This window comes from Aeromonas sp. QDB63 (assembly GCF_027707425.1).
Classification (GTDB): Bacteria; Pseudomonadota; Gammaproteobacteria; order Enterobacterales; family Aeromonadaceae; genus Aeromonas; species Aeromonas caviae.
This window is the reverse complement of sequence record NZ_JAPCIS010000034.1, coordinates 14,470-27,442: the sequence shown is the minus strand read 5'-3', so window position 1 is coordinate 27,442 and position 12,973 is coordinate 14,470. Positions and strand designations below refer to the sequence as shown.

12 protein-coding genes are annotated in these 12,973 nt (G+C 59.4%); all 12 read left to right on the top strand.

Annotated elements, in window-relative coordinates:
• The 12 genes from PG879_RS17180 to PG879_RS17125 all read left to right on the top strand — a co-directional run bounded on the left by PG879_RS17180 (position 1) and on the right by PG879_RS17125 (position 12,968).
• The gene (locus tag PG879_RS17180) at positions 1-390 is read left to right on the top strand and encodes a hypothetical protein (RefSeq protein ID WP_270830490.1); all 390 of its coding nucleotides are present in this window, start codon (positions 1-3) and stop codon (positions 388-390) included.
• Positions 391-456: 66 nt separating this feature from the next.
• Positions 457-894, top strand: a complete 438-nt coding sequence (locus PG879_RS17175) for a hypothetical protein (protein WP_043129233.1) — start codon at positions 457-459, stop codon at positions 892-894.
• A 1-nt stretch (position 895) separates the two neighbouring features.
• On the top strand, positions 896-1,477 hold the full coding sequence (locus PG879_RS17170; RefSeq protein WP_270830489.1) for a hypothetical protein: 582 nt from the start codon (positions 896-898) through the stop codon (positions 1,475-1,477).
• 12 nt (positions 1,478-1,489) lie between these two features.
• Positions 1,490-2,167 (top strand): phage adaptor protein, encoded by a 678-nt coding sequence (locus PG879_RS17165; RefSeq protein WP_270830488.1) that lies wholly within the window; start codon positions 1,490-1,492, stop codon positions 2,165-2,167.
• Positions 2,168-2,176: 9 nt separating this feature from the next.
• A complete protein-coding gene (locus PG879_RS17160) occupies positions 2,177-3,868 on the top strand; it encodes a phage head spike fiber domain-containing protein (protein ID WP_270830487.1) in 1,692 nt (563 codons plus the stop codon).
• On the top strand, positions 3,865-4,197 hold the full coding sequence (locus PG879_RS17155; RefSeq protein WP_270830486.1) for a hypothetical protein: 333 nt from the start codon (positions 3,865-3,867) through the stop codon (positions 4,195-4,197). The genes PG879_RS17160 and PG879_RS17155 overlap by 4 nt, the downstream gene beginning before the upstream one ends.
• 41 nt (positions 4,198-4,238) lie before the next feature.
• A complete protein-coding gene (locus PG879_RS17150; protein ID WP_270830485.1) occupies positions 4,239-5,900 on the top strand; it encodes a hypothetical protein in 1,662 nt (553 codons plus the stop codon).
• Positions 5,900-11,284: a phage tail tip protein gene (locus PG879_RS17145; RefSeq protein WP_270830484.1), complete on the top strand. Its 5,385-nt coding sequence runs from the start codon at positions 5,900-5,902 to the stop codon at positions 11,282-11,284. Before PG879_RS17150 ends, PG879_RS17145 begins: the two co-directional genes overlap by 1 nt.
• Before the next feature lie 80 nt (positions 11,285-11,364).
• Positions 11,365-11,640: a hypothetical protein gene (locus PG879_RS17140; RefSeq protein ID WP_270830483.1), complete on the top strand. Its 276-nt coding sequence runs from the start codon at positions 11,365-11,367 to the stop codon at positions 11,638-11,640.
• 10 nt (positions 11,641-11,650) lie between these two features.
• The gene (locus PG879_RS17135) at positions 11,651-12,328 is read left to right on the top strand and encodes a hypothetical protein (RefSeq protein ID WP_270830482.1); all 678 of its coding nucleotides are present in this window, start codon (positions 11,651-11,653) and stop codon (positions 12,326-12,328) included.
• Positions 12,329-12,330: 2 nt separating this feature from the next.
• Positions 12,331-12,711 (top strand): hypothetical protein, encoded by a 381-nt coding sequence (locus tag PG879_RS17130; protein ID WP_270830481.1) that lies wholly within the window; start codon positions 12,331-12,333, stop codon positions 12,709-12,711.
• On the top strand, positions 12,711-12,968 hold the full coding sequence (locus PG879_RS17125; RefSeq protein WP_203762482.1) for a bacteriocin: 258 nt from the start codon (positions 12,711-12,713) through the stop codon (positions 12,966-12,968). Before PG879_RS17130 ends, PG879_RS17125 begins: the two co-directional genes overlap by 1 nt.
• The last annotated feature ends 5 nt before the right edge of the window (positions 12,969-12,973 follow it).

Here is a 12,973-nt window from a genome sequence, read left to right as displayed (position 1 = left end):
ATGGCCAAGATTACCCTGCTCGCCCGAGCGTACCGCTGGTTTGTCGGCGCGTTCGGCAACCTCTCTATCTCCCCGACCCTGGTGGCCAAGCTGGCTGCCGTACCCGCTGGCGATGTTGTCGCATACGGCGACAAGGTGGAGCCCAACCTGAAAGTGGTGGGTGTGACGATGTTCAGCACTGCGCTGGGCGCGAGTACCACCATCACCGCCAAGATCGGCACGACCACCATCATCAACGCCGAGAGTACGGTGGGGGCGGTGGCAAAGTATTACCCGGTCGATGACTTGCTGACCGAGCCTGACCAGGAGCTCACCCTCACGGTTGGCGGCGGCGCTGCGACGGGCACGGTCAAGCTCAAACTGCATTACGAGGTAGTCGGCAACCTGTAAGGCTGCCGATCACTGTCCGCCCGGCCCTGTGCCGGGCTTTTTCGTTTCTGAATAGGAGTCATCGCCATGAGCGACAAGATTGCCGTGGTTTACATCGGCGACAAGCCGAGCAAGAAAGACACGGTCACCGGCAGCCGCCTGGTCTTCCCGCGCCATACCGCAGTGGATGTGGAGAGTCACATCGCCATGCAACTGCTGGAGTTCCCGAGCGTCTGGATCCGCCATGAGGCACTGGCTGGCGAGCTGGCGCGTCAGGAGACTGTTGCCGAGATGGAAGCCCTGGAGCTTCAGCGCCTCGCCGCCGAGCAGGCCCGCCTGGCGGAAGAGCAGAGCATGGTGGTCGGTGAGCGCGATCTGGCCAAGATGACCTCTGCCCAACTGGCCACCCTGGTGGAAGGGGAAGATCTGGATATCGAGCCACAGGGCCCGCAAGAAAAGGTGCCCGATTACCGGGTGCGCGTGCGTGATGCCCTGAAGGCCAAGCTGGCAGAGCAGGGGGAATAGCATGCAGATGGTGTCGCGTGAGCAGTTCCTGCCCACTGTCAGGCTGCACATCACCGGCCCGCTCGAAGTCATGCTGAGTGAGGCCGTCATAGAGGCGGCCATCACGTTCTGCCGGGAGTCGGCCTTGCTGACCCTTGACCGACTGCTGCCCAGCGCGTCAGCCGGCAGCCTGGTGGAGGTCTGCAACATCAGCGGGATGACATCGTGCAATGTGCTGCACCTGACCGGTGAAGGGGGCGCGCCATTTGTCAGTGGGCGTGACTACTTCGCCATGTCTGCCAATGAACTGAGCATCCTGACAGATCTCTGCAATGTGCGGATCTGGTATGTGGCTGCCCCGGTCAAGAACGCCACCGAGCTCCCAGCCCAGCTCTACCACGATCACGCCGATGCCATTGCCCATGGCGTCGCAGCCTTGCTCTATGCCCAGCCAGACCGCCCTTGGTCTGACCCTAAGCGGGCAGGATACCACCGGACTGAGTTTGTCGAAGGTTGGCGTCGCGCTGGCCGGTTCCGCAAAGAGCACAGCGCCCCGACCCAGGTCGAATTCCACAACCCGCCCCGCAAACACACTTTTTTCTAAAGGACTCCACACATGGCAACCGTTACCGTTGACTCTATCTTGAAGCGGGTAAATACCCTGCTCAATGATCGCACCTGGGTTCGCTGGCCCAAGCAGGAGCTGTTGGACTACTACAACGATGCCGCAAAGGCGATCGTGTTGATGCGTCCTGACGCCCACACCAAGAACGTTCAGTTCAACTGCGCCGCTGGTACCAAGCAGACTCTGCCAGCAGATGCCCTGCGGCTGATCGAGGTGCTGCGCAATGCCGACGGCAAAGTGATTCGCTTTGTGCCGCGGCGCGCTCTCGATGACAGTTACCCGGACTGGCATGCAGGTAAGGATGGCACCAGCGTGGCCGCCTACACCTATGACGATCGGGACCCCAAGAACTTCTATCTCTACCCGGGCCCCGCCGCCGCAGCGAAGGTGGATGTGATCTACTCCGTGGCGCCGCAATCTAAGGTGCTGGCGGACGTGGAAAACGTGGGCACGCCGGCGCTGGCCGATCTGGATGACATCTACATCAACCCGCTTATCGACTTCATCATGTACCGGGCCTTCTCGAAGGACTCCGAATACAGCGCCAACTCCAATCGGGCTGTCGGCCACTACAACGCCTACCTGCAGCAGTTGGGTGAAAAGACCCAGGTTGATGCCAGCCTCGAGCAGCGCAAGACCGAAGGATTCTCCCGCGTGACCGGGCAGTAAGGGGGCAGCATGGCTGGAGTGTGGAAGCGTGACGGTACGGTGGCCGTCACCAATGGCAACAAGAAGGTGACCGGTACCGGGACCACCTTCGCAGACACCAAGAACGGGGTGGCCAAGGGCCACCTTTTTTGTATCACCAGTGGCACCTCGGTGGATTTCTACGAGGTGGACTACGTGGTGTCCAACACGGAGCTGTATCTGGTGCAGGCCTACCGTGGTGTTACTGCCACGGGCAAAGCCTACGAGATCATCACGACTTTCTCGGATTCCGTTCCGGAGTTCGCCCGCCGACTGACCGCCACGCTGAGTGCCTATCAGCAGCAGAGCGATGCTTTTCAGGCGCTGCTGACGAGCACTGCCACCACTGTTGAGGTGACTGCACCGGATGGAACCAAGCAAACACTGATCCCGTGGAAACGTGTGACCAGTGAAGGGGAGGGCCAGGCTGCCCGCGCCAAGACGGAGGCGGACAAGGCAGCAGCAAGCGCGGCCCTGGCTGGCGATATTGTCGTAGCGTCGGTCCTCCCGCTGCCGGATGTGTGGGCGCCGCTCTCTGACAGCCTGCGCCTTATCACCGGTTATGGCCGGGATGTGCTGGTAGGGTCGGATGTTGTGGCGAGGATGGTGAATTTCAGCCGCAGCACCACAGCGACCTACATCGGCAAAGATGGCCAGCTTAAAACCGCTGCCGCGAATGAGCCGCGCTTTGAGAAAGAGGGGCTGCTGATTGAGGGGCAGAGCACGAATCTTGCCCCATGGTCGGATGACATAGATAAGTTCTCTAAAGTTTCCTGTACTATGTCCGGTGGCGTCATAACCGGATCGGCCACTGATGCTGCTCAAACTCGTGTTGACTATCTCAACGTAATTCCTGTTGGGGTATCGGGATACACCATCACAGCAGAATATGACCCGTCTCAATCTATGGGTATTGTTCAGTTGCGTGTCGGTGACAATGAATCGGGATGGGCAGAGGGTGCTACGCCTGTGACGTTGGAAGATTCCACCAGAAAGATGGTTAGAACCATAACCCCTGACGGATGGGTGCGCGTCAGCGTAACTAGCAAAATTGCCTCTGCGAACAGCTCAATACGGATAAACTTCGCTGCGAAAGGGGCCTCATCGGGAGGCGTCCCAACAGTTGGTCTAACGGCCAAGGTCCGCCGGGTTCAAGTTGAGGCCCTTCCGTTCGCCAGCTCCTACATCCCGACAGCTGGCGCCGCAGCCACTAGGGCTGCTGACGTTTGCAGCGTCCAGCGGGCCGGTAATTTTGTCGTGCCAGTAACCATCGGATGCAATTATAACCTCTTATCTGCTAATCGGTCAGGCCTTGCTCCAGCCCAGCTACTGGGATTTGTGGCTAGCGACAAGACATACGACGGACTGCGGGTTATAGCATCATCCCCGCCGCTTAAGCTGCAAAGCCTGAATGAGTTCGATGGCGGGTTGTCGCCCGGCGTCACTTGCCAATTATTTGGCACGGCAGTTTTCAGAGCTGCAAATGGGGTTAGAAATGAATTTTCATCGGGTGCGTTTGGGGTGCCAACGCAGGGGGATTGGAAGGGGCAGACCCTTGGTAGCACTCTCTACATCGGCAGAGCGGAGTCTAGCGACAATGCTAGATATTTGTTTGGCCACATCCGAAATCTTCGCATCTGGCATCGCGCCCTCACCGATAATCAAATCAAGGCTGTAGCATGACCGACTTCATCGACCTCAACCTCAAGGCGGCCGACAAGGCCGCCATGACCAAGGCCCTGCAGGCCGCTGGCTTCGTCAAAGACAGCGAAAGCGGCACACTCTATCACCCTACAGCATCGTTGCAGCTTCTACCGCCTGGCATGGTAACCAGACCGACTGGCGCGGTGCAGACCGTCGATGGTATCGAGCTGGAGGTGTGGGAGGCCGTTCCCGGCTATCACGCCAACGTGCGCACCACCGACGCCGCCCTGGCCGCCGCCCTGGCGCCGGTGACCGTGGTTGTCGAAACTCCCCAATATGTCTGGGCATCAGATCCCGCCAGTATGTGAGCCTTGCCTCCTGGCGCTCCCGGCGTTAGGATTTACCCATCATGGCCCTGCTCTCTCGAGCGGGGCTTTTTCGTTTCTGCCTCTCTGAGATCCCCATGCCCATACTCGATATCGTCACCATGCGAGGGACTATGCCGCGCGTGGAGCCCCATCTTTTGTCTGATGAGGTCGCGGTGATTGCTCGCGACTGCCATTTTGACCATGGCGTCATCTCGCCTCTGGAGGATGACGCCAGTGCTGGTGTGGAATTGCCCATCGTGCCTACCACCCTTTTTCACTATGGCCAGCACTGGTTCGCCTGGAACAAGGTGGTGGAGGCCATCCGCTCCCCGATAGCTCAGGACCCGTATGGCCGGGTTTACTACACGGATGGTGAGTATCCCAAGGTGACCCATGCCCAGATAGCCACAGGCGGCAGCAACAAGCCGACGGCGTGGTATCGACTGGGCATTCCAGCCCCAGGTGTTCCGGTCGGGGTTGGCACCATCACCCCACCTGTTGGTGGTGTGGATGATGACCTGACAGATGACGAAACCCGCTTCTACGTGGATACCTTCGTTACTGCGATGGGTGAGGAGGGGCCCCCGGGCCCTGTCAGCGGAAAGGTGAATATCGGGATCCCAGGGTCATCCGTCACCTTGATGCTGAGCCCACCGACAACCCAGAACAGTAACATCACCAAGCGCCGGATATACCGGTCAGTGTCCGGTGGCGGCTTGGCTGATTACCTGCTGGTCGCCGAGCTGCCCATTGCCCAAGCATCGTTTGTCGATACCCGCGCCGATGGGGAGCTGGGCGCCGTGCTGGAGACTTACGATTACACCATGCCACCCGACGGCATGCGCGGCATGTGTCAAATGGCGAACGGCATGTGCGCCGGCTTTGCTGGCAACTCCCTCTACCTGTGCGAGCCTTACCTTCCCTATGCCTGGCCGGAGAAGTACCGGCTGACCACTGAGCACGACATTGTGGCGATCGCTGCCATCGACACCACCTTGGTGATCGGGACCAAGGGGTACCCCTATCTTGCCCAGGGTGTGAGCCCGGCATCCGTGACCACCCAGAAGCTGAGTCAACTGCCGCAGTCCTGTGTCAGTGGTCGCTCTATGGTGGCTATGGATGGCGTTGTGCTCTATGCCTCCCCGGACGGGTTGGTCGGCATCGGTGCCAACGGTGGTCAGGTGGTCACCGAGGGGATCATCACCCGAAGCCAGTGGCGGGCAATGAAGCCAGAGAGCATGCGGGCATGGCACCACGAGGGGAAATATGTGGCCATGACCGACACCCACGCATTCATCTTTGACCCGAAAAGTGGCGACTTGCGTGAGCTGACGAACCGGTGGGATGCAGCTGTCTCCGATATGGAGAGCGACTCCCTCTACGTTGCCAAGGGCCGAAGCTTGCAGATTTGGCGGGGCGGGAGCGCCAGCAATGGTCAGTTCGTCTGGCGGTCCAAGCCATTTATGGAGCCAGAGGGAACGTCTTTCAATTGCTGCCGGGTGTTGGCTCAGGATGTTGGCTTGGTCGGGATCAAGTTGTTCGTTGACGGGGAGCAGGTGATGGAGCTGTCCCCTGGCAACCTGGTGCCCGGGGCGTTCAGGTTGCCGCCAGTGCGGGGCCGGTTCTGGCAGATAGAGGTCTTTGGCACCTCGGTGGTGAGCCGCATCACCCTCGCGAGCAGCATGGCGGAGATGGTGAACTGATGGCCAAGAAACCCGCTTATCGCGCCGGCCGTGACCAGGCCGCAACAGCCGAGAACGTGGAGCTGCTCACTGGGCAGCGTGGCGATCGCCTTGATAAGGCCGTCACGTTCCGGGAGCTGGCGGCATTGGGGTTGTCTACGCTGCGCCCTGGTGCTGGCGGCGTTTATGTCCCCGGCAAGAACCCAGACCTTTTCCCTCCGGGCCAGATGGAGTTCCCCCACGCTCCGGTCAATGTGATCGCCAATGGCGCATTTCACACGGTCCTTGTTGAGTGGGATCCGCCGCAGTACCGGGGGCATGCTCACGCCGAGATATGGCGAGCTGAGAGTGACAACCAAGCCGAGGCCACCCTGGTGGGGACCTCTTCGGCCAATCTCTTCTCTGACGCCATTGGCAAGGGCGCCAAATTTTACTACTGGGTGCGCTTTGTCAACGGCAAGGATGACAAGGGCCCCTTCCAGGGTATGCAGGGAGTCGAGGCTGAAACCAGCCGGGATGTGCAGGACATTCTCGACGAACTGCAGGGGAAGATAGAGGAGAGCCACCTGGCCCAGACGCTGCTTGGGCCAATAGAGCAAGTCCCCCAACTCCAGCTCGACATTGCGATCCTGAAGCCTAAGGTTGATGAAATCGAGGTCATGCGCCCCAAGGTCAATGAGATCGATCTCATTCTCCACAAGGTGGATGAAATCGAGGTCATTCTCCCCAAGATTGATGAAATCGAGGTGATCCGCCCCAAGATTGCCGCCATCGAGGGCAAGATCCCCGGCATCGAACAGGAGCTGGCCGGGTTGGATGAGCGCCAGAAGGTAGCGCAAGAGCTGCTGGATGATGCCCAGCAGCAGCTTGGGATGTCGAGCATTGAGCTCGGTTTGGTGCAGGACCGCCTAAATGCCAAGCTGGACAAGTACAAAGGCGACTTTGACTCGTTCCGGGATGCCGTGTTTGTCATCGACCCAGAAAACGGCAGCATGACCATGGATGCGGTCAATGCCGTGCGCGAGGAGATGCGGGCTTCTATCACTGAAGTCCATCTGGGGCTTGATGCCGTCGCCGGCCAGATCGACAGCAAGGCCGACAATGTAACCGTGGATAGCCAGGGCTCGCGTCTCACTGAAGCGGAGCAGCGCATTAATGGTCTGGATGCCAGTCTGAGTCAAACGGTCACCAAGGGGGAGTTCACTGACGAACAACAGCGAGTCACCCAGATTGGGCAGGAGCTAAACGCAACAAAAGGGGAGTTGACCCAGAAGGCCGCCCAGCAAGAGGTGGATGAGCATGGCCAGAGGCTGGCCAACGCAGAAAGCAAGCTGACGGTGCATGCTGAAGCTCTATCCACCCAGGCCCAGCGCATCGATGGCCTACAGGCGACCGTCAGCAGTAGCAGCGGAGAACTGGACGCCAGGATCACTGAGTTGGCTCGAGTGACGGCTGATGCCAATGGGGCGACCGCACAGCGCATCGATGGCCTGCAGGCTACTGTCAGCAGCAGCGGTGAAGAGCTTGACGCTAAGATCACCGAGCTGGCGCGCGTGACAGCTGACGCCGATGGCGTCGCCGCCCAGCGAGTCAGCGGACTAGAGGTGAGGGCCAGCAAGGCGGAAGGCAAGATCCTAGCGCTGGAGGAGGTTATCGAGTCGGAGGGCGGGATCACTGCCGGGCGGTTCGATGAAATTCAGGCTGAGATTGAGCTGGCAAAGGATAAGGCGGATGGTGCCTTGGATGTCGGCCAAGCTGCCATTGATGCAGCGCTGGCTGGTGATGAGCGAGATAGGGGAAATCGCAGTGCATTTGGCTCCATTCGCACCCAGCAGCAAGTGATCGTGGATGAGCAGTCCGCTCAAGCCAAGCGTATCACCGACATGAACGTCAAATTTGAAGGAAGGGATGCCAATACTCAGGCACGGATTAGCGGCGTGGAGGTAGTGCTTGCTGACACTAGTGGCGCGCTGGCCCAGCGCATCGACAACCTGAGTGCCTCAACAGACACAGCCCTTGATGAGACGACCGCCACCATCAAGGCACTGGAGAAGGTATCGAGCGACGCTGACGCTGCGCTTGCACTGAGACAGGATCAGATGCGCGTCGAGATGACCGAGGCTGATAACACGCTAAGTGCAGATATCGCCAGTGAGTCGGAGGCCAGGGTCACCGCCGATGAGGCCATCTCGAGGCGGGTGTCTGAGGTCGAGGCGCAGTTCAGCAGCGACCTCGAGGATGCGAAAGCGAGGATTGCGGCCGAGGAGCTGGCTCGGGCAACAAAAGATGAGGCGCTTGCCCAGCAGATCAGCACTGTCGATGCGGCGTTCAAGGCTGCCGATACGGCACTGTCTGCATCTCTCGCTGAATCGAGCAAAGCCATGGCAGATGCCGACCGAGCGCTGGGGGAGCGGATCAGCACCATCGATGTGACGGTTGGAGAGAACTCAGCCAGCATCACTGAGCTGCAGCGGGTCGTGGTGAGCAATGAGGAGTCGCTGAGCCAGCGCCAGGACAAGCTGGAATCAGAGGTAGATGTTGGCGCCGCCAGCCTGGTTGAAGGGGCTCTGGCCGGGGATGAACGTGACCGAGAGAACCGAAAGGCTCGCGGCGTCATTCTCCAACAGCAGAGCACGCTGGCGAATCAACAGGAGGCGCAGGCCAGGACAGTTGAACAACTGACCGCAGAGTTTGATGCCGAAACGGCAGATCTGAAGGCGCAGATCACCAATGAGCAGTTGACCAGGGCGACGGCTGATGAGGCGCTGTCACAGCGGATCAGTGTTGTTGATGCCGAGTTCAAGGCGGCCAATGCGGATACCAATGCCGTTATCAGCGCGCTTGAACAATCGAACGCATCGGCAAACGAAGCGCTGTCTCTTCGCCAGAATCAACTGGCTGCCGCACTTTCAGATGCTACTGCCGAACTTGTCGCAAACATCACCCAGGAGGAATCAGCCCGGGTCACCGCTGATGAGGCTATCTCGAGACGGGTTGCCGAAGTGGAGGCGCAGTTCAGTAGCGACCTCGCGGATACGAATGCGAGGGTTGCGGCCGAGGAGCTGGCTCGGGCAACAAAAGATGAGGCGCTTGCCCAGCAGATCAGCACTGTCGATGCGGCGTTCAAGGCTGCCGATACGGCACTGTCTGCATCTCTCGCTGAATCGAGCAAAGCCATGGCAGATGCCGACCGAGCGCTGGGGGAGCGGATCAGCACCATCGATGTGACGGTTGGAGAGAACTCAGCCAGCATCACTGAGCTGCAGCGGGTCGTGGTGAGCAATGAGGAGTCGCTGAGCCAGCGCCAGGACAAGCTGGAATCAGAGGTAGATGTTGGCGCCGCCAGCCTGGTTGAAGGGGCTCTGGCCGGGGATGAACGTGACCGAGAGAACCGAAAGGCTCGCGGCGTCATTCTCCAACAGCAGAGCACGCTGGCGAATCAACAGGAGGCGCAAGCCAGGACTGTTGAGCAACTGACCGCTGAGTTTGATGCTGAGAATGGGGAGATCAGGGCGCAGATCACCAATGAGCAGTTGGTTAGGGCGACGGCTGATGAGGCGCTGTCACAGCGGATCAGTGTTGTTGATAGCGAGTTCAAAGCGGCGGACGCCGCGACGAATGCTGCTGTTGCAGCTGAAGTGCGGGCGCGGAGCGATGCTGATAGCGCGCTGGCTGAACAGTTGTCCACCTTGGATGCAGAGTTCAAGGGGGCGGAGCAGGCCCTGGCGGCCAGCATCGATGAAGTGTCCCGTGTTAGTGCTGAAGCAAACCAGTCCCTTTCTGAGCAATTGAGTCAGGTGAAGGCCACAGCAGAATCGGCGGGCACCGCTGCGGCAGGAGCCCAGAGTAGTGCAAACCAGGCAAAAGAGGATGCAGCGGCTGCTGCGGGGATAGCCAATGGAAAGGGCAAGGTGCTCATTCAGTCAGCAGCTCCAGCAGTAGCAGATCGGCTTGCTCAGAATCTCTGGATTGATACGACCAGCGGCATCAACACTCCGAAGCGGTGGAGTGGGTCAGCCTGGGTTGCAGTAACAGACAAGGTCGCGATCGATGCAGCTCAAGCCGCCGCCGCAGCTCAGGCAAGCGCTGATCAAGCCGCACAGGGTGTTGCGAGAAATACTGCTGCCATCAATGACGAAGTGAAGGCGCGGGCTGATGCAGATTCGGCCATGGCACAGCAGATCCAGCAGGTAACGGCAAACTATCAGCAGGGAGATCAGCAACTCCAAGGCCAGATCACGGCAGAGTCAGTCGCCCGTGCCGATGCGATGCAAGCCCTCGGCAGCCAGATTGATACGGTGTCTGCTGTTGCAGGTAGCAAGAATAAAACGTTCTTCCAAGCCACTGCCCCAGGGTCAGCGATGGGCACCGGTGATCTGTGGTTTGACACAGCCAACAACAACAGGCCGTATCGTTACAGTGGTACTGCTTGGGTTGCCACTGACGACCCGAGGATTGCAGCCAATGCCGCCGCCGTTCAACTCCAGAGCCAAGCTATTGCCGACTTGCAAAATGGTGCCCAGGCCATGTGGACAGCGAAAGCCAGCGCGGGCCAGATCACTGCCGGGATAGGGTTGATTGCAAACTCTGACGGCACGAGTCAGGTGGCTATCTCTGCCTCTCAGGTGTTCGTATTCAACCCGAATAGTTCAACGCCCATGGCGCCGCTGTTTGCCATCGACAATGGTCAGGCGGTCATTGCCGAGGCCATTATCCGCAAAGCCACCATCCAGATCCTGACGTCCGAGAAAATCACGGCGGACTACATCAAAGCAGGGGTCAGCATGTCGGCGCCTGCGATCTCGGGCGGTTCCATCGATATGGGCAATGCCTTCCTGTCTGGCGGGGCAGCAGGGTTCGGTAAAGGCGGGCCATATGCCAGTTGGGGATTCGGCTGGTACACGATGATCTATGCGGACGGCAGCATCTATACCAATCGACTTCGTGCAGAAGGCGGTTATGTGAAGAACATGACCATGAACAACTGCACGATTGCTGCCGATTGCGTGGTCCTGGGGACGTTGGAAGCGGATCGGATTGTGGGTGATATCACAAGGATGATCAGGGCGTCAGGTAACTTCTCTTTGGCAGGTTACAAGCGAGCCAGAAACATGGTCTGCATCAAACCACTCACAGGTCTAGCAGAGGTTTCCGGATCCGGCACGATAGGGCTCATATTGTTGTGCAAGCTCAACGGCACTGAAGTAGCCAGGGCTACGTCCACAGCCTCGTTCCCTGTGGGTACGAATAGAGCGCCAATGAGTGTGACCTTCCAAGATGCTTTCGTGATCCCCGCTGGGACTGAGACCGTCAACATCACCTTCGAAGTGGTGGCCTATCCTGGGTCATCTATCCAGAACCAGCGCCTTATCGGGGAGAGCCTATGGCTGATGGGTCTATGGTGAGGGCTGCTTTGAACCGCATAGTCAGGGATACCGGGAATCCTAATCTCCCTCTCAAACTGCAAGACGCCATCCGAAACCGGATGGCGTTTTTGTTTGTGCGCGGTGCTGACGGGTTTGTGCTCAAGCCGCTGGCCGAAGATGGCGTGATCGGCGTCCTGGTCTGGGTGGGGTGGGGGGATGGTGGGGCGCCTGAGCGGCACCTGCCGGAAGTGAAGCGCCTGGCACGCCTGATTGGGGCACGCTGGCTGCGCTTCCACTCGGCGCGTAAGGGGTGGCTCAAGGTTGCGCCAAGAATGGGATGGGTCCGTCAGCCGGATGATGCTGATGGGCTCTATGTGTTTCAGATCAACCTATGAGGTGTAGGTGATGGGGAAGGGTGGCTCGAACGAAATTCAGGAGACCGAGGCTCAGAAGGCTGCGGCCAGTGTGGCCATGGAGCAGTGGGATCTCTACAAGAACGACCTGCAGAAATACGAGGACATCTTCATCGAGAAGGTGGATGACCTCAACAGCGAGGGGGAGTTCGACAAACTGGCTGGCACTGCGTCGCTGGGAGCGGCAAAAACCTTTGGCGACGCCAGAAAGGGGCAGGCCGATGCCATGGCTGCCAGCGGCATCGACCCGACCAGCGGGCGGTACCAGGAGACGATGGCCGGGCTTGAGACGGATCAGGCCCTGAGCCAGACGGACACGGCCAATCGAGCGCAGTCCAGCCAGCAAGATAGGCATGTGGCTGGCCTCAAGGATGTGGTGAGCATTGGCGCTGGGCAGAAAGCGGAGTCCCTGGCTGGCATGGGGGATGTGGCCACGACCAGCCTGCGCAAGTCGGTGAATGATGCGCAGATCTCGTTCCAGAATCGACAGGCCACGGCCGGCATGGTGGGTACCGTGCTGGGGGCTGGCACTGCTTATGGGCTTGCCAGCCTGAAAGCGCCGACGGTTACCAGCAACAGTGATGTTGCATCACATCTCGATAGCACCAAGACGCTTGCTGATAACCGCGTCTATAACCCCAACGCAAAAACGTATTTGGGAGGTAGGTAACCATGGGTTACGCCGCAGACACTTACGCCAAAATCACCCGCGAGCAATACCAGGACTGGAAGGCGCGCTTCTACCCCAAGCAGCAAGAGCTGATGGAGCTGGCCAACAACGGCCAGTTGCTGCGAGAGCAGCTTGGCCGGGTGGACGAGAACAACGCCAACGCTTTGCGTTCGGCCCAGCAGGCCACGGCCAACCGCAATGCGCGAATGGGGTTGGGCACCATTAGCAATGCCAACGATAACAGCCAAGGGCTGCGCATGGCGCTGATGACGGCGGGTACCGAGAACGGCCTTCGTGAACAGGAGCAGACCCGACAAATGGGGATCCTGACCGGCGCGGATGCGGGGCTGCGTGAGGCAATCAAAACCGGAGGGGGTGTGTGATGGGGTACGGCATTTTGGATATCGGCGGCCAGACACGCCAGCAAGGCCTGGCGGGTTTGCGCGATGCTGCCAACCGAGAGTCGGAGATGGAGGCTGCAAACAAGAGTCTCAAGACAGCTCGCAAGGGGCAAACCCTGAGCACAATCGGTACTGGCGCATCGATGGGCGCTGTGTTGGGCATGGCGGGTTCACTCGGTGGCCCTCTGGGCGCACTGGCAGGTGCTGGGGTTGGGTTTCTGGCAGACAGCTTGTTTTAAGGGGG

What these genes read in the sequence shown, in the direction of transcription:
- PG879_RS17180 (WP_270830490.1), top strand. Translation starts at nt 1, where the DNA reads ATGGCCAAGATTACCCTGCTCGCCCGAGCGTACCGCTGGTTTGTCGGC.
- PG879_RS17175 (WP_043129233.1), top strand. Translation starts at nt 457, where the DNA reads ATGAGCGACAAGATTGCCGTGGTTTACATCGGCGACAAGCCGAGCAAG.
- PG879_RS17170 (WP_270830489.1), top strand. Translation starts at nt 896, where the DNA reads ATGCAGATGGTGTCGCGTGAGCAGTTCCTGCCCACTGTCAGGCTGCAC.
- PG879_RS17165 (WP_270830488.1), top strand. Translation starts at nt 1,490, where the DNA reads ATGGCAACCGTTACCGTTGACTCTATCTTGAAGCGGGTAAATACCCTG.
- PG879_RS17160 (WP_270830487.1), top strand. Translation starts at nt 2,177, where the DNA reads ATGGCTGGAGTGTGGAAGCGTGACGGTACGGTGGCCGTCACCAATGGC.
- PG879_RS17155 (WP_270830486.1), top strand. Translation starts at nt 3,865, where the DNA reads ATGACCGACTTCATCGACCTCAACCTCAAGGCGGCCGACAAGGCCGCC.
- PG879_RS17150 (WP_270830485.1), top strand. Translation starts at nt 4,239, where the DNA reads ATGGCCCTGCTCTCTCGAGCGGGGCTTTTTCGTTTCTGCCTCTCTGAG.
- PG879_RS17145 (WP_270830484.1), top strand. Translation starts at nt 5,900, where the DNA reads ATGGCCAAGAAACCCGCTTATCGCGCCGGCCGTGACCAGGCCGCAACA.
- PG879_RS17140 (WP_270830483.1), top strand. Translation starts at nt 11,365, where the DNA reads ATGGCGTTTTTGTTTGTGCGCGGTGCTGACGGGTTTGTGCTCAAGCCG.
- PG879_RS17135 (WP_270830482.1), top strand. Translation starts at nt 11,651, where the DNA reads ATGGGGAAGGGTGGCTCGAACGAAATTCAGGAGACCGAGGCTCAGAAG.
- PG879_RS17130 (WP_270830481.1), top strand. Translation starts at nt 12,331, where the DNA reads ATGGGTTACGCCGCAGACACTTACGCCAAAATCACCCGCGAGCAATAC.
- PG879_RS17125 (WP_203762482.1), top strand. Translation starts at nt 12,711, where the DNA reads ATGGGGTACGGCATTTTGGATATCGGCGGCCAGACACGCCAGCAAGGC.